This is a genomic window from Nitrospirillum amazonense (genome assembly GCF_029594735.1).
In the GTDB taxonomy this organism is placed as follows: domain Bacteria; phylum Pseudomonadota; class Alphaproteobacteria; order Azospirillales; family Azospirillaceae; genus Nitrospirillum; species Nitrospirillum amazonense.
This window is the reverse complement of the sequence record NZ_JARPAF010000002.1, coordinates 1,768,081-1,794,420: the sequence shown is the minus strand read 5'-3', so window position 1 is coordinate 1,794,420 and position 26,340 is coordinate 1,768,081. Positions and strand designations below refer to the sequence as shown.

The window sequence follows — 26,340 nt, the reverse complement described above, 5'->3', positions numbered from 1 at the left end:
GACGGATCGTCCGGCGGATGAGCCCGCCCTGCTTACTTCCCTGAATCCCGAAGGGTCGCCGGAGGCGCCGCCGGCGGAGAAATCCGCCCGGCGCGCCCTGGTGATCCACCCCATCCTGCGCGAAGAACTCGATGACAAACGTCCACCGGAGTCGCGGCTGGAAGAGGCCGTTGGCCTGACCGCCGCGATCGAGTTGGACGTGGTGGCGGCGGAGTGCGTGCGCGTCACCCGGCCCAAGCCCGCCACCCTGCTGGGCGGCGGCTACCTGGAAGAGGCGGCCAAGCGCGTCGCCGATCTGGGTATCGGCCTCGTCGTCGTCGACCACGCGCTGTCGCCTGTGCAACAGCGCAACCTCGAACGCGACCTTAAGACCAAGGTCATCGACCGCACCGGCCTGATCCTGGAGATTTTCGGGGCGCGTGCGCGTACCCGTGAAGGCCAGCTGCAGGTGGAACTGGCGGCGCTGACCTACCAGCGCTCGCGCCTGGTGCGGTCCTGGACCCATCTGGAACGCCAGCGCGGCGGCTTCGGCTTCCTGGGCGGCCCTGGTGAAAGCCAGCTGGAAATGGATCGCCGCCTCATCGGCGACCGCATCATCAAGCTGAAGGCGGAGCTGGAGGAGGTGCGGCGCACCCGCGGCCTGCACCGCAAGGCGCGCGAGCGCGTGCCTTATCCGGTGGTGGCGCTGGTCGGCTACACCAACGCCGGCAAGTCCACGCTGTTCAACCGCATGGCGCGGGCTGACGTGTTCGCCAAGGACCTGCTGTTCGCCACGCTGGACCCCACCATGCGGTCCATCGTGCTGCCGTCGGGGCGCAAGATCATCCTGTCGGACACGGTGGGCTTCATCTCCGACCTGCCGCACCATCTGGTGGAGGCGTTCCGCGCCACCCTGGAGGAGGTGCTGGCGGCCGACATCATCCTGCACGTGCGTGACGCCGCCCATCCGGACAGCGAGGCGCAGAAGCGGGACGTGGAGACGGTGCTGGCCGAATTGGGCATTGAGGCGGAGACCGACCCCCGGGTGGTCGAGGTTCTGAACAAGATCGACAAGCTGCCGCCCCTGGACCGCGAGACCCTGATGCGCCAGAGCCGCCGGCCGGATGGCCTGGTGGCCGTGTCGGCCCTGACCGGCGACGGGCTGGAAAGCCTGTTCAACGTCCTGGACCGCCGCATGGTGGCGGGCCGCGACGTGGTCAAGGTCAGCGTGCCGGTCAGCGACGGCGCCGCCATGGCCTGGCTCTACGCCAAGGGCGAGGTGACGGAGCGCGAGGACGACGACGACAACGCCCACCTGACGGTGGCGCTGGAGCCGGCGGACGTGGCCCGTTTCCGCGATCGTTTCCCTGCTTGTACTGTGACGGAAACGCCACCGCTTGCCGAACGGATTGCCCCGGACAGGCAGGCCCAGGCGTCCTGACCCCCACCATTCGTACCGCGCCCGCGCATCTGCGCTTCCGGCCGCCGCGGCGGCTGGGGTAAGGTGCCGGCCACCCGACGCCGGTCCGCTTCAAGAGAAGGGGCCGGCGCCCATTCCTGGAGGTTCCAAATGAGTTTCAGGCCCCTGCACGACCGTGTGGTGATCCGGCCCATCGAGCAGGATCAGAAGACCGCCGGCGGCATCATCATCCCCGACACCGTCAAGGAAAAGCCCCAGCAGGGTGAAGTCCTGGCCGTGGGCAGCGGCGCCCGCAACGACAAGGGCGAGATCGTCGCCCTGTCCGTGAAGGCCGGCGACAAGGTGCTGTACGGCAAGTGGTCCGGCACCGAGGCCAAGATCGACGGCAAGGACGTGCTGATCATGCGCGAGTCCGACCTGCTCGGCATCCTCGAGTAAAATCATCGGCATGGGAAACCCCATGCCGTAGCCCGCGACTGCGGGCGCCGGAGGTTTTCGGGAAGCGTCAGCGGACGGGAAACCGAGGATAAGCCAAGCGGCCGGATGGCCGCGCCCGGCGCCTGAGGGAAAACGATAAAGGAACTAAAAATGGCTGCCAAGGACGTGAAGTTCAACACGGATGCCCGCGATCGCATGCTGCGCGGCGTGGACATCCTGGCCGACGCGGTGAAGGTGACCCTGGGCCCCAAGGGCCGCAACGTGGTCCTGGACAAGAGCTACGGCGCTCCGCGCATCACCAAGGACGGCGTCAGCGTCGCCAAGGAAATCGAGCTGGCCGACAAGTTCGAGAACATGGGCGCCCAGATGGTGCGCGAAGTGGCCTCGAAGACCAACGACGTCGCTGGTGACGGCACCACCACCGCCACCGTGCTGGCCCAGGCCATCGTGCGCGAAGGCGTGAAGGCCGTTGCCGCCGGCATGAACCCGATGGACGTGAAGCGCGGCATCGACCTGGCGGTGACCGCCATCGTCGACGACCTGAAGGGCCAGTCGCGCAAGGTCTCCACCTCCGGTGAGATCGCCCAGGTCGGCACCATCTCCGCCAACGGCGAGGCCGAGATCGGCGAGATGATCGCCAAGGCCATGGACAAGGTGGGCAACGAGGGCGTCATCACGGTGGAAGAGGCCAAGAGCTTCGACACCGAACTGGAAGTCGTCGAGGGCATGCAGTTCGACCGCGGCTACCTGTCGCCCTACTTCGTGACCAACGCGGAGAAGATGACGGCTGAGCTGGAAAGCCCCTACATCCTGCTGCACGAGAAGAAGCTGGGCAGCCTGCAGCCCCTGCTGCCGGTGCTGGAAGCCGTCGTGCAGAGCAGCCGTCCGCTGCTGATCGTGTCGGAAGACGTGGAAGGCGAGGCGCTGGCCACCCTGGTGGTGAACAAGCTGCGCGGCGGCCTGAAGATCGCCGCGGTGAAGGCCCCGGGCTTCGGCGACCGCCGCAAGGCGATGCTGGAGGACATGGCCATCCTGACCGGCGGCCAGGTCATCTCCGAAGACCTGGGCATCAAGCTTGAGAACGTGTCGCTGGACATGCTGGGCACCGCCAAGAAGGTGGTGATCACGAAGGACGCGACCACGATCGTGGACGGCGTCGGCGCCAAGGCCGACATCGAGGCCCGTATCGGCCAGATCAAGGCGCAGATCGAGGAGACCACCTCGGACTACGACCGTGAGAAGCTGCAGGAGCGTCTGGCGAAGCTGGCGGGCGGCGTTGCCGTCATCCGCGTCGGCGGCGCCACCGAGGTCGAGGTGAAGGAGCGCAAGGACCGCGTTGACGACGCCATGCATGCCACCCGCGCCGCGGTGGAAGAGGGCGTGGTGGCCGGTGGCGGCACCGCCCTGCTGCGCGCCACCCGGTCGCTGGCCAATGTGAAGCCGGTGAACGACGACCAGCGCGTGGGCGTGGACATCATCCGCAAGGCCCTGCAGTCGCCGGTCCGTCAGATCGCCTTCAACGCCGGCACCGACGGTTCCATCGTTGTCGGCAAGCTGCTGGACAACAACGACGCGGCCTTCGGCTACAACGCCCAGACCGGTGAGTTCGGTGACATGTTCGCCTTCGGCGTCATCGACCCGACGAAGGTGGTCCGCACCGCCCTGCAGCACGCGGCCTCCGTCTCCGGCCTGCTGATCACCACCGAGGCGATGGTCGCCGAGAAGCCCGAGCCCAAGTCGGCCCTGCCGGAAGGTGGCATGGGCGGCGGTATGGGTGGCATGGGCGGCATGGGTGGCATGGGCTTCTAAGCCCTTGCGTCATCCCGACGCCCGGCTTTCCAGCCTGGTTTGAAGGAGGGGATCGCCTGCTGGTTCGTCCAGGGGGCGGTCCCTTTCTTTTTGGGGCTTTATGGTTTGGCCTATCGATTCTATTCCTAGGGGGCACCACCGCCGCCGCCAACCATAGATGTCCCCCATGACCGCGCCCCTGCCTGCGACCGACATCCCCGCCATTGATGTGGCCGTTGTCGACGCCCTCATTCGTTCCGTGGCCGAAACGGAAATACTGCCCCGCTTCCAGCACCTGGACGGCGGCGATATCCGGGAGAAGGGACCGGGCGACTTGGTGACCGTGGCGGATGAGGCCTCGGAACGGGCGCTGACCACCCGGCTGACGGCGCTTTTGCCCGGCAGCACCGTGGTGGGGGAAGAGGCCGTTTCGGCTGACCCCGCCGTGCTGGATCGCCTGCTGGGCGCTGATCCCGTCTGGATCGTCGACCCCATCGACGGCACCGCCAACTTTGTGGCCGGCAAGCCGCGCTTCGGCGTCATCGTCGCCCTGGCCGCCCATGGTCGCACCGTGGCCGGTTGGATCCACGACCCCGTGGGCCGACGCACCGTGCGCGGCCGGCTGGGGCAGGGCGCCAGGCTGGTGGGGGCCGACGCCGGCGAGGCCGGCACACGCTGCGTCGCCCTGCCGCCCGTGGCGGTGGAACAGATGCGCGGCATCGCCAACATCCGCTTCTTCGATAGCGACATGCGCCGCCAGCTGACCCAGCGGCGGGAGCGGGTGGCGGAGGCCTACACCCAGCGCTGCTCCGCCCACGACTACCTGGACCTGCTGACCGGCCAGGCGCACTTCAGCCTGAACAACATGATCAAGCCCTGGGACCACGCGGCGGGCGCGTTCCTGTTTGCCGAGGCCGGCGGCCACGCGGCCAAGCTGGACGCCAGCCCGTACAATCCCACCGATCGTACCGGCGGCCTGCTGATGGGCCCCGACCCTGCCAGCTGGCAGGCGTTGTATTCGGCGCTGTTCGACGCGTGATCGCTGGGCCGGATGTCCCAGCCGCAGCCACGGTCATCCACCAGGCCCCCCGGCCCGGCATGTCAACCATGATATCCTGAGCTGGATATTCCGACTGGAAGGCCCTGTGATCATGACGTCCCGAGCCCTCTTTCCGGCGGTCGCCCCGTTTCTGCGGCTGGCGCCCCTTCCTATCATCGCCGTGGCCTTGCTGGCCATTCGCACACCGTGGGCGGCAGCGCACGCCGGCCTGGCGGCCCTGCTGTTCCTGTGGATCACGGCGGACAGCCTGGCCACCGGCTTGATCGTGGCGGAGCGGATGCGTTTAGGCCGGCCGCCGGCGGTGCGGGTGGTGCTGGCCGCCATCGCCCTCGGCTTGGTCGTTGGGGTGCTGGGCCTCACACCGCTCTTGCGGTCAGCCCTGGCGGACATGCCCTGGGCCGTCGCCGTGGTGGCGGCCTTGGTTGGCGGGCACCTTCTCTATGGGGTGGCCGGGGCCTGGGCCGTGCTGCGCCGGCCCGGTGTGGCGAAGTTGGAGGCCGCCGTCGCCTGCCTTGTTCCACCACCGCTCGCCCAGCTTGTGGCCAAGGAATTGGCGTTGCTGCATCTGGCCTTGTTTCGCTGGCGCTCGCCGCCGGACGTGCCGCCGGGCTGCCAAGCCTACAGCTACCATCGGGACCTGACGCCCCTGATGGGGGGCCTGCTGGCGGCCCAGGTCATGGAAATCGTGGTGGTGGATGTGGCGCTGGGCATCCATCACCGCACGGCGGCGCTGATTCTATTCGCCGTGGGGGATATCGGCTTCATCTATCTGCTGGGGCTGACGAAGTCCCTTCGCCTGCATCCCGTATTGCTGACACCGCAGGGCGTTCGCATACGCTTCGGCCTTCTGGCCGACCGGCTGATCCCCTATGACGCCATCGCGCACATCGGTGCCGCCGACGGTCTGGAACGGCGCGGGTCGGAGAACCTCAGCCGGCTGGTTGCCCCTAATGTGGCGCTGACCCTGGCGGTGCCGGAGGCGCGCCGTCGCTTCCTGCGGTCCGCCCTGACCGTGAGCAGGCTGGCCTTCGCCGTCGACGAGCCCCGGGAATTCATTGGCGCTGTGCGCGACAGACTAGCCGACACTCAAAAATCCCTTGAATAGGATATTGTATAAATTCTTAAATGGCTTCTTCGATCATGGGGGAGCCTTTCATGCGCCGTCGTTCGTTTATCGCCGCCCTGCCTGTCGCGGCCGCGGCGGCCCATGCCCTGGGTGCCCGCGCGGCAGCGGAAGCGGCTGGGGCGGCCGCGCCACTTCCCACGGGCGCAGCGCCGGCTGCCGGGCCGGTGCCGACGGAGGCGGACTACGAGCGCGCGCTCTCCTTACGCGACCGCTGGATCGGCCTGACGGAGAATGTGGCCTGGCCCGCGCGCTGGGTGGGCAAGAGCGAACGCCTGCTGTACCGCAAGACCGTGCCGGGCGGTTTTCAGTTCACAATGGTCGATGCCGCCACCTTGCGGAAGGAGCCGGCCTTTGACCACGACCGGCTGGCGGCGGAGTTCGGCAAGGCGGCTGGTCAAAGCTTTACCGGCCTGCATCTGCCGTTCGAGCGCGCGCATTTCAGCGAGGACGGCCAGACCCTGACCTTCGAGTGGGAGGAGGCCGAATGGTCCTGCCGGCTGTCGGACTATGCCTGCAAGCGGGAGCCGGAGGAGGGCGGCCGCCGGCCCCGGGGGTTCGGCGTGGTGCGCGACCTGACCCAGCCGGGCGACAATGGCCCCAAGGCCTCGCCCGACGGACGGTGGGAGGCGTTGATCCTGAACCAGAACCTGGCGCTGCGCGAGGTCGCCACCGGTACCGTGACGCCGCTGAGCACCGATGGCAGCGAGGGCGATTTCTATGATGGCGAGACCATCGCCTGGTCGCCGGACTCGCGGAAGCTGGCGATTTATCGCGTACGTCCTGGATTCCGGCGGGACGTGCACAAGGTGGAATCCTCGCCCAAGGACCAGATCGAGCCCAAGCTGCACACCCAGCTCTACCCCAAGCCGGGTGACGCCGTGGACCAGGAGCAGCCGGTGCTGTTCCATGTGCCCCGCACCGGTGCGCCGGGCCGGAAGCTGGACATCGATGCCGCCCTGTTCCCCAACCCCTACCTGATGACGGATTTCGAGTGGCGGGCCGACAGCGCCACCGTGGTCTTCGAATACACCCGCCGGGGCCATCAGATGGTGCGGGTGATCGAGATCGACGCCACCACCGGCACTCCGCGCGCCGTGGTGACGGAGACGGCCGCCACCTTCGTGAACAACGAGCGCCGCTTCCGCCATGACGTGAAGAAGGACGGCGCGGAGGTCATCTGGCTGTCGGAACGGGATGGCTGGAGCCACCTCTATCTCATCGACGGCCGCACGGGGAAGGTGAAGACCCAGATCACCAAGGGCGACTGGGTGGTGCGCCACGTGACCAAGGTGGACGATGAGCGCCGCCAGATCTACTTCGCCGCCAGCGGCATGCGCCCGGGCGAAGATCCCTACCTGCAGCATTTCTACCGCGTAGATTTCGACGGCCGGAACCTGGTGCCGCTGACCACCGCCGATGCCTATCACGACGTCAGCCTGTCCGATGACATGGCCTACTATGTCGACACCTATTCCCGCGTCGACATGGCCCCGGTCATGGAGTTGCGCCGCACGGCCGACCGGTCGCTGGTGGCGGAGATCGAGCGTGGCGACATCAGCCGCCTGCTGGCCGCCGGTTTCCGCCCGCCGGAGGTGTTCAAGGCCAAGGGCCGCGATGGCAAGACGGACATCTGGGGCGTCATCGTCCGTCCCCTGGCCTTCGACCCCGCGCGGCGCTATCCGGTCATCGAGAACATCTACGCGGGCCCGCACGACAGCTTCGTGCCCAAGACCTTCTGGCCCTTCGGCTTCCATTCCGGGGGCGACAAGGTCATCGGCATGCAGGCGCAAGCGGAGATGGGCTTCGTCGTGGCCCAAATCGACGGCATGGGCACCATGAACCGGTCCAAGGCCTTCCACGACGTGTGCTGGAAGAACCTGAAGGACTCCGGCTTCCCCGACCGCATCAAATGGTGGCAGGCCGCCGCCGCGCAGTACCCGCAACTGGACATTGCCCGCGTGGGCATCTACGGCGGTTCCGCCGGCGGGCAGAGTTCCCTGGCCGCCCTGCTGTTCTTCGGCGATTTCTACAAAGCCGCCTTCTGCTACGCCGGCTGCCATGACAACCGCATGGATAAGATCAGCTGGAATGAGCAGTGGATGGGCTGGCCGGTGGATGAGAGCTACGCCCAGTCGTCCAACGTCGACAACGCCCACCGGCTGACGGGCCAGGTGGCCCTGGTGGTGGGCGAGTTGGACGACAATGTCGATCCGTCGTCCACGATGCAGGTGGTGAACGCCCTCATCAAGGCGGACAAGACCTTCGATTTGCTGGTGGTGCCGGGCGAGGGACATTCCGCCGGGCGCTCCACCGGGCCCATCCGCTATGCCTTGCGCAAGCAGTACGGATTTTTCCTGAAGGCGCTGGGCGGCGCCGACGCGCCCGATTGGAACGCCCGCACCAGCACGGCGGCGGTCGTGCCGCCAGCCAGCGGTAACGGCTAGCGGTAACGGATGAAGCTGGGCTGGAGCGGCGCCTGCAGGATCTGCCCCCGGAACTCATAGACCAGGGGGTGGAAGATGTCGCCCAGCAGCTCCGTCCATTTCAGCGGGTAGGGTGACGGTGTGCCGTCCGGCAGCAGAATGCCCTGGCGGTCCAGCGGGTGGATGGCGGGATGGCGCCGCAGATCCGGCAGCTTCCGGTCCAGCAACGCCTCCGTCCGCTGCAACCAGGCGGCTGTCAGGGGCGTGCCCCGGCGGAAGATGAAGGCGCAGAGGCCGATGAGGTCGGTGTAGGACCGGCGCAACTCGTCGCCCAGCGGCCCCTCGACAGGGGCAACGCCGTTGGCCAGCTCCTGATAGCCCAGGGCCAGCTTGTCCGACCGTGCCAACTGGTCGAAGAACGGGCCCCAGGCCTTGGCCGTGGGCTTGATGTCGGTGTAGCCGCCACCGTAGTGGTGCATGAGATAGCAGCGCAGATAGTCCGCCTTGTGCGTGGCGCTGAGGTAGGGCCAGGCGGGGTGCAGCGGATGCGCCGGCTTCACCCAGTCGCCCAGCGTCTCCCGGTTCAGGAAGGCGACGGCGCAGCCGGTGGTGCGGAAGATGGTCCACAGCGCCCGCAGGCGGTCGTCCGACATCGCCTCAGGTCCCGTCCACAGGCAGAACAGGGTGCGGTTCTCCAGCGCATCCAGGTCGTGCGGCACGGGTCACACCATCTCGGGCGTGACAGGGATGTTGAAACTGTTCAGCAGGGCGGCGCGCCGCTGGCCCAACTCGGCGTCGGGAGCCTTGTGGCGGCGGTAGACGTAGAGATAGTCGAACACGGCGTTGTAGTCGTGGGACTGCTGGCTGATGCCGCGACGCTCGGATTCCGCCCCGCTGTCCTTGAAGATGCGGGCGCCGATGACCGGCACGTGCTGGGCCTTCTGCCGGGCATAGACCGCCAGCATGAATTCCCAATCCTCGTACGCCCGCATGTGCACGTCGAACTTCAGCCCGGCCAGCAGGGCACGGGGAAAGGCGAAGCAGCAGACCGGGATCTGGTTCTTCAGGTAAATCTCATCGGTCAGGCGGCCTGCCATATCGACGCCCCCCTCCGACAGGATGGCGGCGTCGGCACCCCGGCGTTCATTCACGATGGCGCAGTTGAAATAGACGGGCAGGCCCTGGCGCACCGCCGGCTGGTCCTTCAAGGCGGCCAGGAAGCCCTCGTACCAGGCATCGTCATCATCCAGGAAGAGGATGTAACTGCCCTTGGCCAGGCTCAGCCCCATGTTGCGGCTGGCGGACGGGCCAGGCGCCCCGTTGCGGCGGACATACATGTCGGCGGGGGTCAGCAGCTCGGCGCAGACGGCGTCGGTATCGCCATCGGTAGCGTCGGAGACCACCAGGATCTCTACCCCGCCCACGCCCTCGCGCTGGGCATTTATGGATGTCAGCGACCGGCGCAGCAGCGACGCCCGCTTGTGCGTGGGCACGATGACGGAAAAGAACGGCAGCTCGGCCATCAGGCCCCCCAAGTTCCGAAAGGACACACCTGGAATGAAAACGGCCCGCCCCGGACCCTGGCGCCAGTTTCTCAGACTGGCGTTGGGATGCCAAGGCGGGCCTGATCGCTTATCGATTTAGGCCGTGAACTCATAAATCCGCTTGGCTTTGGTCTATTGACGCAGGAACCCGGTGGAAGGGATCTTCAACCGGATCAAAACAGTTGCGTGGCATCGCAACGCCCTACGATAAACGATCCGAAAACTTCCTGGCTGCCGTTAAGCCCGGCGCGGCCAGAATTTGGTGCCAGTGTTTATGAGTCCAGGCCCAGGCTTTACATGCGGCGTCTGGGCAGTTCTCGCTTTGATGCCCTGCAACGCTTCAGGAGGAAGCATGAAAGCTATTGTTGGCGCCGCCATAGGACTGGGTCTCGCTGGCCTTACGGTCAATGCGCGCGCGCAAGTCATCAAGGATGTACCGGTGGTCGAGGCGATGGCCGACTATGTCGCGCCCGAGGGCCTGGTTCCTGTCGACGGCGCGCGGCGTGTCCATCTCCGGTGCCTAGGACAGGGCTCGCCCACCGTGGTGTTCACGGCGGGCCTGGGCGGGTGGTCGGCCACCTGGGCCAAGGTGCAGCCCGAGGTCGCCAAGGTGACGCGCGCCTGCGCCTGGGATCGTGCGGGCTTCGGGCTCAGCGACGCCGACGCCAAGGCACCGCAGACCGTCGGCCAGACCACCGACGATCTTGAGCGCGCCTTGAAGGTCGCGGATGTGAAGGGGCCGTTTGTGCTGGTTGGCCATTCAGCCGGAGCGCACGAGGTCCTGACCTTTACCGATCGTCATCCGCGCGATGTCGTCGGGATCGTCCTGGTCGATCCGGTGCGGCCTCACGATCTCGCGCGTGAAGCCGGCGTCGGCCCCAAGGCCGCCGCCGCGGATCGGGCCTATCTCGCCGGCGAGGCTCAGCGACTGCGCGATTGCGCGAGCGGCGTGGAGAGCGGACGCGTCAAGACCGGCGCGCCGGCGCCGCCGTGCTTTATCTATTTCCCGGAAATTCCGGAAAAGGCGCAGTCGGTTCTGGCCCGTCTCGATGCCGATCCCGCACGGCTACGCACCCAAGCTTCGGCTTTCGAGGAGTATGAGCCCAATGGAGAACGCGTCGTGAAGAATGACAGGACCTATGGCGATCTGCCCCTGATCGTGGTCAGCGCGGGTGAACCAGGCCTGTGGGCCCCGGAAGCCAAGGAGGAATATCCGGCGCTGCAGGCGGACTGGACTGACAGCCACAAGGCGCTTGCTGCGCTTTCCCGGCGTGGAGAGCGGCGCGTGGCCGACGGTTCGGGACATCTGGTCCAGCTGAACCAGCCCCAGGCTGTTATCGACGCGGTTCTCGACGTTGTTCGCGCGGTGTCGAAGTGAGGGCGCCCCTCATCGCCGCGGTCGCCGCGTTGCTAGCTTCGCCCGCGCTTGCGCAGGACACTGATCCGCTGGCCTGGTTCAATGGCCGCTGGTGCACGGAGGCGGGTAAGCCGGAGCAGACCTGTGAAGTCTGGGGACCCGCGCTTGGCGGGGTCAAGGTCGGGACCTCGCAGACCGTTCATGATGGCAAAAGCCGCACGATCGAACTTGTCACGATCGCGGTGGACGGGCCCAAAGCCAGGTGAACGTTTTCGTGAATGGCCGCGCACCGGTCCCATTTACCGAGACTGCCCGCGAACCCTCGGGCATGACGTTCGAAAACCCCGCGAACAGCTATCCTCAGCGCATCCACTATTGGCGCGTCGGCGACGTCATCCATGTCGAGATCATGAAGATCGATGGCAGCGCGCTCGATCAATGGAGCTATCGCCTTCAGCAAGACCGCTAGGCTGCCGCTCCAGCACTGGAACAGCGGTATGAGATTTTTCTCATACCGCTGTAGGACGCGACCGCGTCCGCCGGACCTTTCCGCAGAACGTGGTGCAGCGGAAAGGAATGAGGCCCAGCCCGCGGAAGCGGGCGCCCGGCGCTTGAGGGAACGTTATTTCTTGAACCGGTGGACAGCCAGGCCGGCGGGCGCCTGCACCGTGGGCATGATTTCCACGCGGTTGACGTTGAAGTGCGGGGGCAGGGTGGCGGCCCAGGTCACCGACTCCGCCACGTCTTCCGCCGTCAGCGGCGTGGTGTCGGCATAGACCTTGGCGGCCTTCTCGGCGTCGCCCTTGAAGCGCACCAGGCTGAAGCTGGTCTCCACCATGCCCGGCTCCACCGAGGTGACGCGCACGCCGGTGCCCAGCAGGTCCGCCCGCAGGCTGAGGCTGAACTGGGTGACGAAGGCCTTGGAGGCGCAATAGACATGGCCGCCGGGGTAGGGGTAGCTGCCGGCGGTGGAACTGAGGTTGATGATATGGCCGCGCCCCCGCTCCACCATGCCCGGCAGGATCAGGCCGGTCATGATCGCCAACGCCTTGTCGTTGGTGTCGACCATGATCTCCCAGTCGTCCAGGTTGGCCTTCTGCGCGGGTTCCATCCCCAGGGCCAGGCCGGCGTTGTTGATCAGCAGGTCGATGGCGGCGAAGTCCGCCGGAATGCTGGCCACCGCCGCCTCCATGGCTTTGCGGTCGCGTACGTCGAAGGCCAGGGTGTGCGTGGGCACGTCCAGGCTGCCGGCCAGCGCCTTCAGCTTCTCCGTATTGCGGCCGGTCAGGATGAGCCGGCTGCCCAGGGCCGCGAAGCGGCGGGCGAAGGCGGTGCCAAAATCACCGGTGGCCCCGGAGATCAGGACGATGGCGGGGATGTGGGGCGGGGCGTAACTCATCAGACTGCCTCCTTATGTGCTTTGGCGTTCCAGGCCCTTGGCCTTCTGCCACAGGGCCTCCATCTCTTCCAAGGTCGCGTCGCTGGGGCCCCGGCCGCCCTCGGCCAGCCAGGCTTCGATCTGACGGAAGCGCCGCTCGAACTTGGCATTGGTGCCGCGCAGGGCGGTTTCGGGGTCCACGTCGATATGGCGGGCCAGGTTGGCCAGCGCGAACACCAGGTCGCCCAGCTCATCCTGCATGCGGGCCTTCTCCGGGACCGCGTGCTCCATCTCCGCCCGCAGCTCGCCGATCTCTTCCTCGATCTTGTCCAGGATCTCCTTGGCCTGGGTCCAGTCGAAACCCACGCGGGCGGCGCGTTTCTGCAGCTTCACCGCCCGGGTCAGGGCCGGCAGGCCGCCGATGACGCCGTCGAGGGCGGAGGCCTTGGCGCCGCTGGCGGCGGCCTTGGCCGCGCGCTCCCCCGCCTTCTGGGCTTCCCAATTCTTCACCTGGTCGGTGGCGTCGGCCACGGCGCCGACCTCTTCACCGAACACATGGGGGTGGCGGCGCACCATCTTGTCGCTCAGCGCCGTGGTGATGTCGTTGAAATCCCACAGGCCCCGCTCGCTCGCCATCTGCGCGTAGAACACCACCTGGAACAGCAGGTCGCCCAATTCCTCCTTCAGCGCCGCCATGTCGCCCTGCTCGATGGCGTCGGCCACCTCATACGCCTCCTCGATGGTGTGCGGGGCGATGGTGGGGAAGTCCTGTTCCAGATCCCAGGGGCAGCCGCCGTCGGGATCGCGCAGCTTGGCCATGATGGCGAGCAGGCGGTCGATGGGGGCGGTCGCGGACGGGCGGTCGGTCATGGGCTGGTCCCGGAAAGGCGAAAGGGGAGCCGGATGGCCCCCCTTCCTACACCGAACCATGCGCCCGAGGCCACCGGCCCGGCGGCATGAGCATCACTTCTTGAGGCCGATCTCGCGCAGCCGCTGGTCCAGGTACTCACCCGCGGTGTAGGCGTCGCTGAGGCGCACGTCCGGCCGGGGGTGCAGGAACATGGGCATGGAATAGCGGGAGACGTTGTGCTCCGGCGGCGGGTTCACCACGCGGTGGGTGGTCGCCGGGAAGTAGCCGCCGGACGCCTCCTTCAGCATGTCGCCGCCGTTGACGGCGATCATGCCGGCGTCGCAGGGCACGTCGTGCCAGTTGCCGGCGGTATCCTTGGCCTGCAGGCCCGGCTCGCTGCCCGTGACCAGCAGGGTGATGAGGTTGATGTCCTCATGCGCGGCGGCGCGCACGGCGCCCGGCTCGAAGCCATCCGCCAGGGGCGGATAGTGCAGCACGCGGAACAGGCTCTGCGTGCTGCCCACCATCATGTCCGGCAAGGCGACGGAGAACTTGGCCTTCACCGCATCCGGGGTGTGCTGCTGCAGCCAGCCCAACAGGTCGGCGCCCAACTGGGTCAGGGCGGCGTACATGGCCTCGGTCGCTTCCTTCACGCCCGCCGGCAGGGGCCGGTTGGGATAGACGTGATAGAATTCCTTCAGGTCCTTGATGGGGCTGTCCTTGGCGTTTTCCGAGCGGAAGGGAAAATAGCCGTCCTGCGTCTCGGGCGAGAACAGGTGGTCCATCTTGGACTCCGACGCGAAGAACGCCGCCCATTCCTTGTACAGGCGGTCGATCAGCGCCGGATCGATGGGGTGGTTGCGCAGCACAGCGAAGCCGGTCTCGTGCATGGAACGCACGAACTCGGCCGGGGCCGTGGACTCGGTGCAATCAACACTGGCGATATCGAACATGGGTGTTCCCTGAAGGCGCCCGTCCGCCCCGCCTTCGCGGGTAAGGGGTGGCACGCGGACGCCGTTACATCCGCCCCCGGGCCGCGGGCCAGGGACTGTTTTAAGGATCAAGGCCGGCCGCGGGCAGCCATGTCGAATTTCGGCGACTATCAGCAGGCCGGCGGCCCGCCGTCAACCACCCAGATGTTGGAGAGTGTTTCCGTTTTTTGCAGGGGTATGGTGAAGTTGCGGTGCCCTGTCCGGAGGTCCCTCATGCGTCTGTTCCCGGTCGCCGCGCTGATGCTGGCCTCCACCGCCGCCCTGGCGCAGCAGAACCCGCCCAGCCCCAACCCGCCCACCTTGGCGCCCGCCCTGGCGCCGCTGGGCTTTCTGCTGGGCGACTGGAGCGGCGGGGGCAAGACGGCGGATGGCGGCACGGCGCGCGGCACCTCCACCATCCGGGCTGTTGCCGGCGGCGGTGGGCTGCTCCGCCAGGACCACACCGACCTGATGGGCAAGGATGGCAAGCCGGTGCCGGGCGCCGGTTTCGACCAGATCATGCTGATCTATCCGCAGGACGGCACCCTGCATGCCGATTATCTGGATGGCCAGCACACCATCCACTACACCAGCGCCCAGGTGACGGCCGGGGAAAGCGTGACCTTCCTGGCGGACGCCACGCCCGCCACACCGGGCTTCCGCCTGGGCTATACCAGGCGGGACGCGGGCACCCTGCACGTGAAGTTCGAGATGCTGCCCCCCGGCGCCCCCGGCTATATGATTGTGGCCGAGGGCGACGTGACGCGGCGCAAATAAGCCTCAGGCCGTCTTCTTCCGGGCCGGTGCCTTGGCCGCCTGCGCCGCCGCCTTGTGCACCCAGTCGCGCAAGGTCGGTGCATCGGCCAGCAGGCCGTCGGGCACCACGACGTAGGTCTTGCTGACCGGCTGGTCCGGCCCATACTGCAACGGCTTGGCGCCCGGCAGGCCCAGCAGCGCCGTTTGGTCCGCCCCCGACAGCTTCAGCGCCAGCCCAACGTCGGAGAGCGAGGCGACGGGCTTGCCCCCGGCATAGGCCAGGATGCCACCGAACATGGGTTTGTAGGTCAGTTCCAGGTCCGGCGCCGCCGCTGCCATGACGGCCTGAAGTTTCTTTGGGTCGTGTGCCATAAGGGTCCCTGCCGTTAGGTTTGTAACGGGGAATTTAGCATCCCGGGCGTGACAGGTGCTGGCAGGATGGTGGCCCCATTCCGGCGAAGGTCCAGCCCCATGAACTCTCCCCAACTGACCTGGCAATTCTGGGCCGTGCTGTCGGCCCTGTTCGCGGCGCTGACCGCCATCCTGGCCAAGGTGGGGGTGGAGGGCGTGAACTCCGACTTCGCCACCTTGGTTCGCACGGCGGTGATCCTGCTGGTCATCGCCGCCCTGCTGCCCATCACCGGGCAGTGGCAGCCGCCGGGCAGCGTGTCCGCCCGCAGCTATCTGTTCCTGGTGCTGTCAGGCCTCGCCACCGGCGGGTCCTGGCTCTGCTATTTCCGGGCGCTGAAGCTGGGCGAGGCGGCGCGGGTGGCCCCCATCGACAAGATGAGCGTGGTGCTGGTGGCGCTGTTCGGCGTGCTGTTCCTGGGCGAAAGGCTCAGCCTGCCCAATTGGCTGGGCGTGGCCTTCATCGCCCTGGGCGCCGTGCTGGTGGCCTGGCGCGGCTGAGGTGGATAAGGGTTTCTTAACGGTTTCCACACCATTCTATGGCGACAAAAATAAAGAATTTTCAACGGGGGGTGTTTTGTGGATGGCTTGGAACTGGAACCGTCGAGCGAACAGTTTCTACAGGCCGCGCCCAAGCTGCGCGCCATTTTCCGCGCGCAGAACCAAGCCTGTGCCGGCAGCCTGCACATGGTCGGGCTGGACAGCCTGCGCGAGCGGTTGGGGAACCGCTGGCCACGAGTGGCGGACCGCGTGCACATGTTGGCGGAGCGCCTGCTGGGGCAATTGCTGACGCCCAAGGATACCTGGTTCCGCCATGGGGAGGAGGGCTACATCGTCGTCTTCGCCCAGCTGGGCCAGCGCGAGGCCGGCTTGGTGTGTGGCAAGGTGGTGGAGCAATTGCAGCGCCTGCTGCTGGGGGATGTTGATACCGCCGCTGTGCGCGTCCATTCCGCCGTTCATCAGGTGGGCCGCGAATTGGTGTTCCAAAGCAACAGCCTGAGCGAAATGCTGGTGGGCGCCGCGGCGCAGGCGGCGCAGTCCACGGCGGACGCGACGGCGGTGGAAACCGGCAAGGCCAGCGCTTGGTGGACCCATGCCGCCTTGCAGGAACAGCCGGCGCAGGTGGTCTATCGGCCCATCTGGGATGTGCGCAAGGAGGCGCTGTCGATCTACATGGCGCGCATCATGCGGCCGCGCCGGGGGCGGCAGCCCTTATGGGGATATGACTGCATCAACGATTCCCGGGACATGCAGCAGATACTGGCGCTGGATCTTGAGGTGCTGCGGCAGACCATGGACGTGTACGGGGAGCTGTATGCGAACCAGTTCCGCTGCTTCCTCTCGGTGCCGGTTCATTTCGAAACGCTAGCCAGCGTGGGACGGCGGCGGGAATATCTGGCCGCCCTTCAGGGCATTCACCGGGAGCTGCTTGCCTTCCTCGCCTTCCACCTGGTCGGCCTCCCCCAGGGCATTCCATCCAGCCGCGCGGCCGAGATGGTCGGTGTCCTGAAACAGTTCAGCCGGGTGGTGACGGCCGTGGTGGAGAGCGGCTCCCAGGATTTGCCGGCCTTGGCGGCGGCGGGCGTCCACATCGCCATCATCCTGCTGCCGCCCGGTGCCTCGCCCAAGCATTGGGGAACCGAACTCAAGCGCTTCTCGCACGAGGCCACCCGTCTGGGCCTGCGCGCAGGCGTCGAGGGGGTGGATACCGCCATCATGGCCTCTTATGCCGATGAGGCCGGCTTTCAATACATGGCCGGCGATTTTATCGGCCCCTGGTCCGAAGTTCCGGAAAACGCCCTGCGGTTCACCCGCACCGACCTGAAGGCCCGCATGGACGCGAGCCGGGGACCGTGATGCTGACACGATCAATTTTTGGTTGCCTGGCCGCAGCTGATGCTGGCGGCAACCCCTTCTTAACCACCCGGCCGGCAATCTGAAGCCCTAGGGATGGGGAGTTTTGGGATTGCCGGTCATGGATGGTTTGGTTCAGCGGGAACAGACAGGACAGTTCACGGAGGCGGCGCCCAAGCTGCGTGCCATTTTCCAGGCCCAGACTCAGGCCGCCGCCGGCAGCCTGCACATGGTGGGGCTGGACAGTCTGCGCGCGCGGCTGGGGAACCGCTGGCCGCGGGTGGCGGACCGGGTGCACATGCTGGCGGAACGCCTGTTGCGGCAGCTGTTGAATCCCAGGGACGCCTGGTTCCGTCATGGGGAGGAGGGCTATATCGTCGTCTTCCACCAGCTGGGCCGGACAGAGGCGGGCCTGGTCTGCGCCAAGGTGGTGGAGCAGCTGCAGCGCCTGTTGCTGGGCGATGTCGACACCGCCGCCGTGCGCGTCCATTCCGCCGTGCATGAGATGGATGGGGAGTTGCTGTTCCAGAGCAGCAGCCTGCATGACATGCTGGCCAGCGCCGCCTCGCTGGCGGGGGCCGCGGTCGCGGCGGAGACCAGCGCCGACAAGGCCAATCCCTGGTGGGCCCACGCCGCCCCGCAGGAAGAGCCGCTGCAGGTCGTCTACCGCCCCATCTGGGACGTGCGCAAGGAGGTGCTGTCCATTTACCTCGCCCGGGCCATGCGGCCCCGCCGGGGGCGTCTGCCGCTCTGGGGCTACGACTGTGCCGCCGACCCGCAGGACATGCAGCAGATCCTGGGCCTGGACCTGGATGTGCTGCGCCAGACGATGGAGGTCTACGGCGAACTGTATCGCAACCAGTTCCGCTGTTTCCTGTCCGTGCCCGTGCATTTCGAGACGCTGGCCGGCATAGCCCGGCGGCGCGAATACCTGGCGGCCTTGCAGGCCATTCCCAAGGAACTGGTGGCGTTCCTGGCCTTCCATGTCGTGGGCTTCCCCCAAGGGGTGCCGGTCAGCCGGGCGACCGAGATGGTGGCGTTCCTGAAACAGTTCAGCCGGGTGGTCATCGCCGTGGTGGAAAGCGGCTGCCAGGACCTGCCGGCCTTGGCGGCGGCCGGCGTCTACATCGTCACCATGCTGCTGCCGCCCGGCGCCTCGCCCAAGCGCTGGGGACCGGAGCTGTCACGCTTCTCGCACGAGGCGTTGCGCCTGCGCGTGCATGCAGGCGTGGAGGGCGTGGACACCAGCCTGATGGCCTCCTACGCCGACGGCGCCGGCTTTCACTATATGGCCGGTGACTTCATCGGCCCGTGGTCGGAGGTGCCGGAGAACGCGCTGCGCTTCACCCACGCCGACCTGCGCGCCCGCATCGTCGCGGACTGATTTCGATTGTCGCGTGCTTCACGGTTCAGGTGATGCCACCTGAACCGACCACGCTAGTCGTCCAGTCCCTTGCCGGCCAGGATCAGGGGCGCGCATTTCTCGATGCGCGCCAACCGGGTCTTGGCCTGCTTGGCGGAGGAGAGGTGCAGCAGGTAGCCCCGCTGCCGGCCGGGCGTCAGGGCGTCGAACGCCGCCTTCAGCGTGGCATCACTGTCCAGCCGGCTTTGGAATTCCTCGGGCACGGCGAATTCCCTGGTCGGCTTGAAGTCCACCTTCAGGCCCGCCTTTTCCACGGCGATGGCTTCCAGGATGTAGGCCTTCAGCGTTGGCGCCAACTGGGCGATCTCACCGCTGTTGGTGAAGCGGATCTGGCGGCCGGCCTGCACATTCTCCGTCTGCTGGATCAGGATGCCGTTTGGGTCCGTCATGAGCGCGCCCTTGAAGAACAGCAGGGCGCAATACTCCTTGAAGCCGTGGATCAGGACGATGTTGGCGCCGTCTGAGGTATAGCAGGGGTGCCCCCACTTGAAGTCCTCCACCAGCGGGCAATCCAGCGCGATGGCCCGCAGCTTGGTGACTTCCTCGCGCCATTTGCCGGCCTTTTCCACATAGGCGTCGATCTTGGGATGGGTCATGCGGTCCTCCCGACCGTTTATCTTTGATTATCTTTCTTTATTGTACGGGTCAGAGCGTCTGTGACTGGCTTTGGCCCTGGCCATCCTGGATTTGCGCCTGCCGCACGGCGGGCGGTTCATCCCCCATCTCTTCGACGTCCACGCTGACATACAGGGCGTGGGTGTCGCCGCCCAATATGACGCCGCGCAGGGGGCAGACATCGTCATAGTCGCGGCCATAGGCCAAGGTGATGTGGTTGCGGTCGATCAGCGTGTCGTTGGTGGGGTCCATGTCGATCCAGCCGGCGTCGGGCCCGCACCATACCTGCACCCAGGCGTGACTGGCGTCGGCCCCTTGCAGGCGCGGCTGGCCGGGTGGCGGCAGGGTGCGCAGATAGCCGCTGACGTAGCGGGCGGGCAGGCCCAGGGCGCGCAGGGCGCCGATCATGACATGGGCGAAGTCCTGGCAGACTCCGCGCTTGAGCGCCAGCGCCTCCAGCACGGGCGTGGTCACGCTGGTGGCAGCGGCATCGAAGGCGAAGCCATCGTGAATGCGGCGGGCCAGGTCTCGGGCGCCGGCGCCGACCGGCCTGCCGGCCGGGAAGCTGTCGGCGGCGAAGGCGGCCAGATCCGGGCTGGGTTGGGGCAGGCGGGGGGAGGCCTCGATGAACTCCGCCACCGCCAGCCGGCGGGTCGCCTCGGCCGCGATCGCCTCCCACGCCGGTGTCGCTTCCAAGTCCGGGACCGGCCGCGGCGACAGGATGACGTCCAGTTCCACCGTCATGGACAGGTCCAGGTGGGGCGTGTCGATGGCGACATAGCTGGTGGGGTTGCCCAGCCAATCCAGGCGGTCCGCCACCACGGCGGGCTCGGGCTCCACCGTCAGCGCCACCACCCGCGCCCGCTGGCCGGCCACGTCGCGCGGCCCCAGGTGGGCGATCAACTGGGAGGAGACGACCTGCACCGTGTAGCTGTAACGCGTGGTGTGGCGGCAGCGGTAGCGGACGGGCGCTGGGCGGGGCTGGTCAGGCGGCACGGGCGCGGACATGGCTGAAATAGGCTTGTGACAACAGATTGGACATGTCGGGCAGCGCCCAGCCCAGTTGGAACAGGGTGGCGCTCAACAGCCCCATGTCCCGGGTCAGCGCCAGATCCTGCACGCGATAGCTGGCCTGCGCCACCAGGTCCGCCAGGCGCATCAGCGGATCCGCGCCGCCGGCGGCGCCGAAGGCGGGCAGGGAGGGCAGGCGGGAAACCTGGCGGCGGATGGTCTCCAGCTGGAACAGCAGGGAATGCGGGTGTTCCGGATCGGTCAGCAGCAAGCTCAGCGCCGCCTCGCGCTGCACCCCCACCGGGAAGCGCTCACGGTAGGCGGGTCCGGCCTCCGCCAGTTCCAGCAGCACCTCCTGCGTGGCGGCGTCCGGCCGCTCATGGGCGATGCCGCTGGCTTGCAGCCGCTCCACCGCGTCGATGGCGCGCTCCAGCCGGCGGCCCAGCACCAGGAAACGCCAACCGGCGCCGCGGGGCATGCTGTCCAGCTCCAGCCCCGTCTGCGCCGCCAGCACCTGGCTGAAGTCGCCCAGCAGCACGGCCAGCGCCGCGCGGTCCGCCTTGGCCAGGCGGGTGCCCAGCACGTCCAGGCGGCCTAGGATCTGGCGGCTGTCCAGGGGCAAGCGATCGCGCACGCTGCCCATGGCGCGGCGCAGCCGGCCGGTGGTGGCCACCAGACTGCCCGGGTTGGCGGGATCGACCGCGATTTCCAGCGCCTGGCGCATGCCGCGCACGGCGTCGCTGTCGGGCAGCTGCGCGATTTCCTGCGGGATCAAGGTGGCGCGGCCCATCAGGCGCAACAGGGGCGACAGTTCCTCCCGCGCGGCCGGCCGGCTGTCGTCGGACAGGCGCAGGGTGGCACCGCGCAGCAGGCGCACGGCCGACGCCGCGCGCTCGGCGTATCGGCCCACCCAGAACAGGTGGTCGGCCGCGCGGCTGGGCAGGTTGCCGGGCACGGGGCTGGGCTCGCGCGCGCCATCGGGGGTGCTGATCAGACGGCGGATCATGCCCGGTGGCTCCGCCCCGACAATCCAGAGATCCTTGGAGCCGGCGCCCTCCTGCAGGGAAACGGCGGCATGGCGCGCGTCGGCGCTGATGCGCACCAGGCCGCCCGGCATGACCGTCCAGCCGCCGTCGCCGCTGGCACAGAGGAAGGCGCGCACGACCAGGGGCCGCGGCTCCACCCGGCCGTCCCGCCACAGCGGCGCGGTGGAGGGCGCGACCGGCAGCTGGCCCGCCCAGTCCTGCGGTCGCGCGCGGATGCGCGCGGCCAGGTCCCCGCGCGCGGCCTCATCCAGGTCCGGCCCATTGGCGACGTGGCCGGGCAGGCTGGAGAAGGCCGGCCGCATCACCATGCGGTTCAGCTGCGCCAGCAGCGCCTCTCGCTGTTCCGTATCCCCGCCCCAATACGTCGGCACGTTGGGCAGCAGCAGATCCTCGCCCAGCAGGCGCCGGCTCAGCGCCGGCATATGGGACAGCAATGCCATGCTTTCCGCCATGCCGGACCCAAGGGCGTTGACCACGGCGACGGATCCGGCGCGCACCGCCTGCAGCAGGCCGGGGACGCCCAGCGCGCTGTCCACGCGCAATTCCAGCGGGTCGCAGAAGGCGTCGTCCACGCGGTGCAGGATGACGTCCACCCGTTCCAGGCCCGCCAGGGTCTTCAGGTAGACGGCCTGGTCGCGCACCACCATGTCCGCCCCCTCCGCCAGGGTCATGCGCAGATGGCGGGCGAGGTAGGCGTGCTCGAAATAGGCCTCGTTGAAGGGGCCGGGGGTCAGCAGCACGGCGCGGGGATGGCCATCCACCCCGGAATGCTGGGGCGCGGCGCGGGCGACGGCCGCGCGCAGGGCCTCGAAGAAGGGCGACAGCCGCTCCACATTGCAGGCGCGGAACGGGTCGGCCAGGGTCTGGCTCAGCACCGCCCGGTTCTCCAGGGCATAGCCCACGCCGGTGGGCGCCTCCGTCCGGCAGGTCAGCACCCGCCACTGGCCGTCGCCGTCGCGCACCAGGTCGGCGGCGAACAGCACAAGGCGCCGGCCGCCCGGCACCTCCATGCCCTGACAGGCGCGCAGGTAGCCAGGATCGGCATAGAGCAGGCTGGGAGGGATGGCGCCGTCGGACAGCAGGGTCTGGGGACCGTAAAAGTCCTCCAGCACCTTTTCGACCAGCGTGGCCCGTTGCACCAGCCCGGCGCTGATCGCCTGCCATTCCCGGGCCGAGAGCAGCAGGGGCACGGGATCCAGCGGCCAAGGCCGTTCCGTCCCCTGCGGATCACGGTAGGAGTTGAAGGTGACGCCGTTCAGGAACAGGCGCTGGCGCGCCGCCGCCCACCGCGCCGCCATCTGCTCCGGGGTGAACGGGCCATGGGCGGCGAAGAACTGCTGCCAGTGCGCGCGCAACTGCCCCGTGCCGGTCACCATCTCGTCAAAGATGGGACCGGTTCCATAACCGAGGTCGCCGGCGTCGCTGAACAGCGAAGGCTGCTCGGGCGGCTGTTGGGAAACGGGCTCCGCCAAATCCTGTTCAGCCAAGTCTCAGGTCTAGGGTCATGGGATAGTCCGGGTTCCGTGTTTCCGGCGGGATGGCCATGGGCCCCGGCGTATGCCCGAAGGGATGGAAGCGCGCCAGCCGGCGCCCCTCCGCTTCGTTGGCATTGACCGGGAAGGTGGTGAAGTTGCGCCCTCCTGGATGGGCGACGTGATAGGTGCAGCCGCCGACGGACCGTTCCGTCCACAGATCCAAAATATCGAAGACCAGGGGCGTATGCACGGGGATAGTCGGGTGCAGGCATCCGGGCGGCTGCCAGGCGCGATACCGGACGGCCGCCACATATTCGCCCTCCGTGCCCGTGGGGTGCAGGGGCAGGCGGCGGCCGTTGCAGGTGACGGCGTAGCGGTCGCCCACCATGCCCGTCATGCGGACTTGGATGCGTTCCAGGCTGCTGTCGACATAGCGCACGGTGCCGCCGCCGCCTGGCTCCTCGCCCAGCACGTGCCAGGGCTCCAGCGCCGTGCGCAGTTCCAGGGTCAGGCTGCGCTGGCTGACGCTGCCGATCTTGGGGAAGCGGAAGTTCAGGTGCGGGGCGAACCAAGACTCCTCGAAGGCGTAGCCGGCCTCGCGCAGCTCCGCCACCACGTCCTGGATGTCCTGGGTCACGAACTGCGGCAGCAGGAAGCGGTCGTGCAGCTTGGTGCCCCAGCGCACCAGGCCGGCGCGATAGGGCTCCCGCCAGAACCAGGCGATCAGGGTGCGCAACAGCAATTGCTGCACCAGGCTCATCTGCGCGTGCGGCGGCATCTCGAAGCTGCGCAGTTCCACCAGGCCCAACCGGCCGGTGGAGCTGTCGGGGCTGTACAGCTTGTCGATGCAGAATTCGGAGCGGTGGGTGTTGCCCTGCACGTCCACCAGCAGGTGGCGCAGCGCCCGGTCCACCAGCCAGGGCGGCGGGTTGGGGCCGGCGCGATCCAGCTCCTTGAAGGCGATCTCCAGTTCATACAGGCTTTCGTGCCGCGCCTCGTCCACCCGGGGGTGCTGGCTGGTGGGGCCGATGAACATGGTGCTGAACAGGTAGGACAGACTGGGGTGGTTCTGGAAATAGGCCAGCAGAGAGCGCAGCACGTCCGGCCGGCGCAGGAAGGGGCTGTCCGCCGCCGTCGGGCCGCCCACCACCACATGGTTGCCCCCGCCGGTGCCGACGTGGCGGCCGTCCAGCGCGAACTTCTCCGTGCCCAGGCGGGTCTGGCGCGCGTCCTCATACAGGGTGGTGGTGGTGTAGACCAGATCCTGCCAGTTGGACGAGGGGTGGATGTTCACCTCGATGACGCCCGGATCCGGTGTCACGGCCATGCTGTTCAGGCGCGGGTCGCGGGGCGGGGGATAGCCCTCCAGGACGACGGCCAGGTCCAGATCGACGCAGGTGGCCTCGATCTGGGTGACCAGCTCGATCCAGTCCTCCAGATAGCTGGTGGGCGGCAGGAAGATGTAGAGGCGGCCGTCGCGCGGCTGAACGCACAGGGCGGTGCGAACCAGCCACCAAGCGCTGGTGCCTTTTTCCGGCACCTGGTCGCGCACATCGGCCATGGCGCGCTGGCTCAAGGGTTCCGTCTGGCCCTTGCGGAGCACCATCTGCCGTTCCAGGTCCTCGCGCGAGGGCAGGTCCGGCCGGCTGTCGAAGGGATCCTGCTCGTAGGAATAGACGCGGTCGATGGTGTCGACCCAGGGCAGGGAACCCAGGGGCAGGCGATAGCCGATGGGGCTGTCGCCCGGGGCCAGCAACAGCCGATCGCTGCGCGTGGTCCAGGCGCTGGACAGCCAGACGGGGCCGCTGGCCTCATGCCGGCGGCTGATGGGCAGGGCGTAGCCGACGGCGGTGCCCAGGCCGGTGTCGAACACCTTGGCCAGGCGCGCCCGCTCCTCCGCGTTTTCCAGCTTGCTGTCGAACGGGTCGACGTTTACCGGCAGCTCGCGTTCCTTGCGGATGTAGTGCCAGGGATCTTCGAAGGCGCCCCGCGCGTAGTCGGGATTGATGCCCAGCCGTTCCGCCAGGCGGCGGATGAACCGCTCGGACTCGGCCAGGCCATAGCCATAGTGCCGGCGCTCATCGGCCAGGTATTCGGCATGGGTCCACAGGGCGTCGCCGTCGCGCCGCCAGAACAGCTGCAGCGCCCAGCGCGGCAGGCTTTCCCCGGGATACCACTTGCCCTGGCCGAAATGCAGCAGGCCGCCCTGGGCGTAGCGCGCCTGCAGGCGGCGGATGAGGTCGCCGGACAGCAGGCGCTTGGTGGGGCCCAGCGCGGCCGTGTTCCACTCCGCCCCCTCCATGTCGTCGATGGAGATGAAGGTGGGCTCGCCGCCCATGGTCAGGCGGATGTCGCCGTCCACGATCTCGCGGTCCACCTGCTGGCCCAGCCGGTCGATGGCGCCCCACTGGTCGGGGGTGTAGGGCTTGGTGGTGCGCGGCTGCTCCCGGATGCGGGTGACCGACATCTCGTGCTCGAACGTCACCTCGCACATGTCCAGGCCGCCGGTGACCGGGGCGGCGGAGAAGGGGTCGGGCGTGCAGGCCAGCGGGATGTGGCCCTCGCCCGCGAACAGGCCGGAGGTGGGGTCCAGCCCGATCCAGCCGGCGCCGGGCAGGTAGACCTCGGTCCAGGCGTGCAGGTCGGTGAAGTCCGCCGTGGGGCCGTCCGGCCCCTCCAGCGGCTTCTGGTCGGCCACCAGCTGCACCAGGTAGCCGGAGGCGAAGCGGGCGGCCAGGCCCAGGTTGCGCAGGATCTGCACCAGCAGCCAGGCGGTATCGCGGCAGGAACCGGTGCCCAGCTGCAGCGTTTCCTCCGGCGTCTGCACACCGGGCTCCAGGCGGATGACATAGCCGATGCGCTGCTGCAGCTTCAGGTTCAGATCGGCCAGGAAGGCGACGGTGCCCGTGGGCGTGAGGTCGACATCGGCCAGCAGTGCCTTGACCAGGGGGCCGGGCTCGTCAGCCTCCAGGAAGGGCTTGAGGTCCTTGGCCAGCCACGGCTCATAGGTGAAGGGGAATTTCTCCGCCGCCGGCTCCAGGAAAAAGTCGAAGGGGTTGATGACCGCCATGTCGGCCACCAGGTCCACCTCCAGCGTGAATTCCTCCGTCTTCTCGGGGAAGACCAGGCGTGCCAGCCAGTTGGACTGCGGGTCCTGCTGCCAGTTCAGGAAGTGCTGCTTGGGCGTGACCTTCAGCGAATACGACAGGATGGGCGTGCGGCAATGCGGCGCCGGCCGCAGGCGCACCAGTTGTGCCCCCAGATTGATGAGCCGGTCGTAGCGGTAGCTGGTCTTGTGATTGATGGCGACGTGGATGCTCATGACTTCCCCTGTTCGCGGAAGCGATGGCGACCCATAGCCCCCGGTGCCCTGACCCGGTCACGGTACCATCAATGCCCGCAAGCGTTAAAGTGCATT

The 26,340-nt window shown here is 67.8% G+C and carries 23 protein-coding genes; 13 read left to right on the top strand and 10 right to left on the bottom strand.

Annotation, left to right across the window (positions count from 1 at the left end):
• Positions 1-40: 40 nt before the first annotated feature.
• The 6 genes from hflX to P5F91_RS14220 all read left to right on the top strand — a co-directional run bounded on the left by hflX (position 41) and on the right by P5F91_RS14220 (position 8,255).
• Entirely contained in the window at positions 41-1,420 is a 1,380-nt protein-coding gene (hflX, locus tag P5F91_RS14245; protein ID WP_479684993.1) for a GTPase HflX, read from the top strand.
• A 129-nt stretch (positions 1,421-1,549) separates the two neighbouring features.
• Complete coding sequence (locus P5F91_RS14240; protein WP_145609330.1) at positions 1,550-1,837, top strand: co-chaperone GroES; 288 nt, start codon at positions 1,550-1,552, stop codon at positions 1,835-1,837.
• Positions 1,838-1,987: 150 nt separating this feature from the next.
• On the top strand, positions 1,988-3,646 hold the full coding sequence (groL, locus tag P5F91_RS14235) for a chaperonin GroEL (protein WP_145751214.1): 1,659 nt from the start codon (positions 1,988-1,990) through the stop codon (positions 3,644-3,646).
• Positions 3,647-3,812: 166 nt separating this feature from the next.
• The gene (locus P5F91_RS14230) at positions 3,813-4,664 is read left to right on the top strand and encodes an inositol monophosphatase family protein (RefSeq protein WP_277907460.1); all 852 of its coding nucleotides are present in this window, start codon (positions 3,813-3,815) and stop codon (positions 4,662-4,664) included.
• Between the two features lie 112 nt (positions 4,665-4,776).
• Positions 4,777-5,790 (top strand): hypothetical protein, encoded by a 1,014-nt coding sequence (locus tag P5F91_RS14225; RefSeq protein WP_277907459.1) that lies wholly within the window; start codon positions 4,777-4,779, stop codon positions 5,788-5,790.
• Between the two features lie 50 nt (positions 5,791-5,840).
• Entirely contained in the window at positions 5,841-8,255 is a 2,415-nt protein-coding gene (locus P5F91_RS14220) for a S9 family peptidase (protein WP_277907458.1), read from the top strand.
• Here P5F91_RS14220 and P5F91_RS14215 read toward each other — a convergent pair.
• Positions 8,252-8,953, bottom strand: a complete 702-nt coding sequence (locus P5F91_RS14215) for a glycosyltransferase family 32 protein (RefSeq protein ID WP_277907457.1) — start codon at positions 8,951-8,953, stop codon at positions 8,252-8,254. The genes P5F91_RS14220 and P5F91_RS14215 overlap by 4 nt on opposite strands.
• 3 nt (positions 8,954-8,956) lie before the next feature.
• Entirely contained in the window at positions 8,957-9,757 is an 801-nt protein-coding gene (locus P5F91_RS14210) for a glycosyltransferase family 2 protein (protein ID WP_277907456.1), read from the bottom strand.
• A 373-nt stretch (positions 9,758-10,130) separates the two neighbouring features.
• Between P5F91_RS14210 and P5F91_RS14200 the strand changes: the two genes are divergently transcribed.
• The 3 genes from P5F91_RS14200 (at position 10,131) to P5F91_RS14195 (ending at position 11,604) form a co-directional block, all read left to right on the top strand.
• Positions 10,131-11,156: an alpha/beta fold hydrolase gene (locus P5F91_RS14200; RefSeq protein ID WP_186454591.1), complete on the top strand. Its 1,026-nt coding sequence runs from the start codon at positions 10,131-10,133 to the stop codon at positions 11,154-11,156.
• Complete coding sequence (locus P5F91_RS29880) at positions 11,153-11,401, top strand: DUF6265 family protein (protein WP_422394465.1); 249 nt, start codon at positions 11,153-11,155, stop codon at positions 11,399-11,401. The genes P5F91_RS14200 and P5F91_RS29880 overlap by 4 nt, the downstream gene beginning before the upstream one ends.
• A 62-nt stretch (positions 11,402-11,463) precedes the next feature.
• The gene (locus P5F91_RS14195) at positions 11,464-11,604 is read left to right on the top strand and encodes a hypothetical protein (RefSeq protein ID WP_186454592.1); all 141 of its coding nucleotides are present in this window, start codon (positions 11,464-11,466) and stop codon (positions 11,602-11,604) included.
• Between the two features lie 153 nt (positions 11,605-11,757).
• On the opposite strand, the gene P5F91_RS14190 is transcribed toward P5F91_RS14195, so the two are convergent.
• The 3 genes from P5F91_RS14190 to P5F91_RS14180 all read right to left on the bottom strand — a co-directional run bounded on the left by P5F91_RS14190 (position 11,758) and on the right by P5F91_RS14180 (position 14,316).
• Positions 11,758-12,534 carry an SDR family NAD(P)-dependent oxidoreductase gene (locus P5F91_RS14190; protein WP_277907455.1) on the bottom strand — a complete coding sequence of 259 codons (777 nt, stop codon included), beginning with the start codon at positions 12,532-12,534 and terminating at the stop codon, positions 11,758-11,760.
• A 12-nt stretch (positions 12,535-12,546) separates the two neighbouring features.
• The gene (gene mazG / locus P5F91_RS14185) at positions 12,547-13,383 is read right to left on the bottom strand and encodes a nucleoside triphosphate pyrophosphohydrolase (RefSeq protein WP_277907454.1); all 837 of its coding nucleotides are present in this window, start codon (positions 13,381-13,383) and stop codon (positions 12,547-12,549) included.
• Positions 13,384-13,476: 93 nt separating this feature from the next.
• Positions 13,477-14,316: an isopenicillin N synthase family dioxygenase gene (locus tag P5F91_RS14180; RefSeq protein ID WP_040843582.1), complete on the bottom strand. Its 840-nt coding sequence runs from the start codon at positions 14,314-14,316 to the stop codon at positions 13,477-13,479.
• Between the two features lie 252 nt (positions 14,317-14,568).
• On the opposite strand from P5F91_RS14180, the gene P5F91_RS14175 reads away from it, so the two are divergent.
• Entirely contained in the window at positions 14,569-15,111 is a 543-nt protein-coding gene (locus P5F91_RS14175) for a hypothetical protein (RefSeq protein WP_277907453.1), read from the top strand.
• Positions 15,112-15,114: 3 nt separating this feature from the next.
• On the opposite strand, the gene P5F91_RS14170 is transcribed toward P5F91_RS14175, so the two are convergent.
• Entirely contained in the window at positions 15,115-15,462 is a 348-nt protein-coding gene (locus P5F91_RS14170; protein ID WP_277907452.1) for a TfoX/Sxy family protein, read from the bottom strand.
• A 99-nt stretch (positions 15,463-15,561) separates the two neighbouring features.
• On the opposite strand from P5F91_RS14170, the gene P5F91_RS14165 reads away from it, so the two are divergent.
• The 3 genes from P5F91_RS14165 to P5F91_RS14155 all read left to right on the top strand — a co-directional run bounded on the left by P5F91_RS14165 (position 15,562) and on the right by P5F91_RS14155 (position 18,736).
• A complete protein-coding gene (locus tag P5F91_RS14165; protein ID WP_145616364.1) occupies positions 15,562-15,999 on the top strand; it encodes an EamA family transporter in 438 nt (145 codons plus the stop codon).
• Between the two features lie 78 nt (positions 16,000-16,077).
• Positions 16,078-17,355, top strand: a complete 1,278-nt coding sequence (locus P5F91_RS14160; protein ID WP_277907451.1) for a hypothetical protein — start codon at positions 16,078-16,080, stop codon at positions 17,353-17,355.
• 118 nt (positions 17,356-17,473) lie between these two features.
• Complete coding sequence (locus P5F91_RS14155) at positions 17,474-18,736, top strand: hypothetical protein (RefSeq protein WP_277907450.1); 1,263 nt, start codon at positions 17,474-17,476, stop codon at positions 18,734-18,736.
• Positions 18,737-18,789: 53 nt separating this feature from the next.
• On the opposite strand, the gene P5F91_RS14150 is transcribed toward P5F91_RS14155, so the two are convergent.
• The 4 genes from P5F91_RS14150 to P5F91_RS14135 are packed head-to-tail and all read right to left on the bottom strand — an operon-like array spanning position 18,790 to position 26,244.
• Complete coding sequence (locus P5F91_RS14150) at positions 18,790-19,371, bottom strand: YdeI/OmpD-associated family protein (protein WP_277907449.1); 582 nt, start codon at positions 19,369-19,371, stop codon at positions 18,790-18,792.
• Between the two features lie 49 nt (positions 19,372-19,420).
• Positions 19,421-20,398: a transglutaminase family protein gene (locus P5F91_RS14145; protein ID WP_277907448.1), complete on the bottom strand. Its 978-nt coding sequence runs from the start codon at positions 20,396-20,398 to the stop codon at positions 19,421-19,423.
• Positions 20,376-22,934, bottom strand: coding sequence for a circularly permuted type 2 ATP-grasp protein (locus tag P5F91_RS14140; protein WP_277907447.1), 2,559 nt, complete (start codon positions 22,932-22,934; stop codon positions 20,376-20,378). The genes P5F91_RS14145 and P5F91_RS14140 overlap by 23 nt, the downstream gene beginning before the upstream one ends.
• The gene (locus P5F91_RS14135) at positions 22,927-26,244 is read right to left on the bottom strand and encodes a transglutaminase family protein (RefSeq protein ID WP_277907446.1); all 3,318 of its coding nucleotides are present in this window, start codon (positions 26,242-26,244) and stop codon (positions 22,927-22,929) included. Before P5F91_RS14135 ends, P5F91_RS14140 begins: the two co-directional genes overlap by 8 nt.
• Positions 26,245-26,340 lie beyond the last annotated feature (96 nt).

Bases quoted from the DNA above. Each gene is read 5' to 3' on its own strand.
- P5F91_RS14200 (WP_186454591.1), top strand. From the start codon at position 10,131: ATGAAAGCTATTGTTGGCGCCGCCATAGGACTGGGTCTCGCTGGCCTT.
- P5F91_RS14170 (WP_277907452.1), bottom strand. From the start codon at position 15,462: ATGGCACACGACCCAAAGAAACTTCAGGCCGTCATGGCAGCGGCGGCG.
- P5F91_RS14145 (WP_277907448.1), bottom strand. From the start codon at position 20,398: ATGTCCGCGCCCGTGCCGCCTGACCAGCCCCGCCCAGCGCCCGTCCGC.
- P5F91_RS14220 (WP_277907458.1), top strand. From the start codon at position 5,841: ATGCGCCGTCGTTCGTTTATCGCCGCCCTGCCTGTCGCGGCCGCGGCG.
- P5F91_RS14240 (WP_145609330.1), top strand. From the start codon at position 1,550: ATGAGTTTCAGGCCCCTGCACGACCGTGTGGTGATCCGGCCCATCGAG.
- P5F91_RS14225 (WP_277907459.1), top strand. From the start codon at position 4,777: ATGACGTCCCGAGCCCTCTTTCCGGCGGTCGCCCCGTTTCTGCGGCTG.
- P5F91_RS14165 (WP_145616364.1), top strand. From the start codon at position 15,562: ATGAACTCTCCCCAACTGACCTGGCAATTCTGGGCCGTGCTGTCGGCC.
- P5F91_RS14150 (WP_277907449.1), bottom strand. From the start codon at position 19,371: ATGACCCATCCCAAGATCGACGCCTATGTGGAAAAGGCCGGCAAATGG.
- P5F91_RS14230 (WP_277907460.1), top strand. From the start codon at position 3,813: ATGACCGCGCCCCTGCCTGCGACCGACATCCCCGCCATTGATGTGGCC.
- P5F91_RS14155 (WP_277907450.1), top strand. From the start codon at position 17,474: ATGGATGGTTTGGTTCAGCGGGAACAGACAGGACAGTTCACGGAGGCG.
- groL (WP_145751214.1), top strand. From the start codon at position 1,988: ATGGCTGCCAAGGACGTGAAGTTCAACACGGATGCCCGCGATCGCATG.
- P5F91_RS14175 (WP_277907453.1), top strand. From the start codon at position 14,569: ATGCGTCTGTTCCCGGTCGCCGCGCTGATGCTGGCCTCCACCGCCGCC.
- P5F91_RS14135 (WP_277907446.1), bottom strand. From the start codon at position 26,244: ATGAGCATCCACGTCGCCATCAATCACAAGACCAGCTACCGCTACGAC.
- P5F91_RS14190 (WP_277907455.1), bottom strand. From the start codon at position 12,534: ATGAGTTACGCCCCGCCCCACATCCCCGCCATCGTCCTGATCTCCGGG.
- mazG (WP_277907454.1), bottom strand. From the start codon at position 13,383: ATGACCGACCGCCCGTCCGCGACCGCCCCCATCGACCGCCTGCTCGCC.
- P5F91_RS14195 (WP_186454592.1), top strand. From the start codon at position 11,464: ATGACGTTCGAAAACCCCGCGAACAGCTATCCTCAGCGCATCCACTAT.
- P5F91_RS14180 (WP_040843582.1), bottom strand. From the start codon at position 14,316: ATGTTCGATATCGCCAGTGTTGATTGCACCGAGTCCACGGCCCCGGCC.
- P5F91_RS14210 (WP_277907456.1), bottom strand. From the start codon at position 9,757: ATGGCCGAGCTGCCGTTCTTTTCCGTCATCGTGCCCACGCACAAGCGG.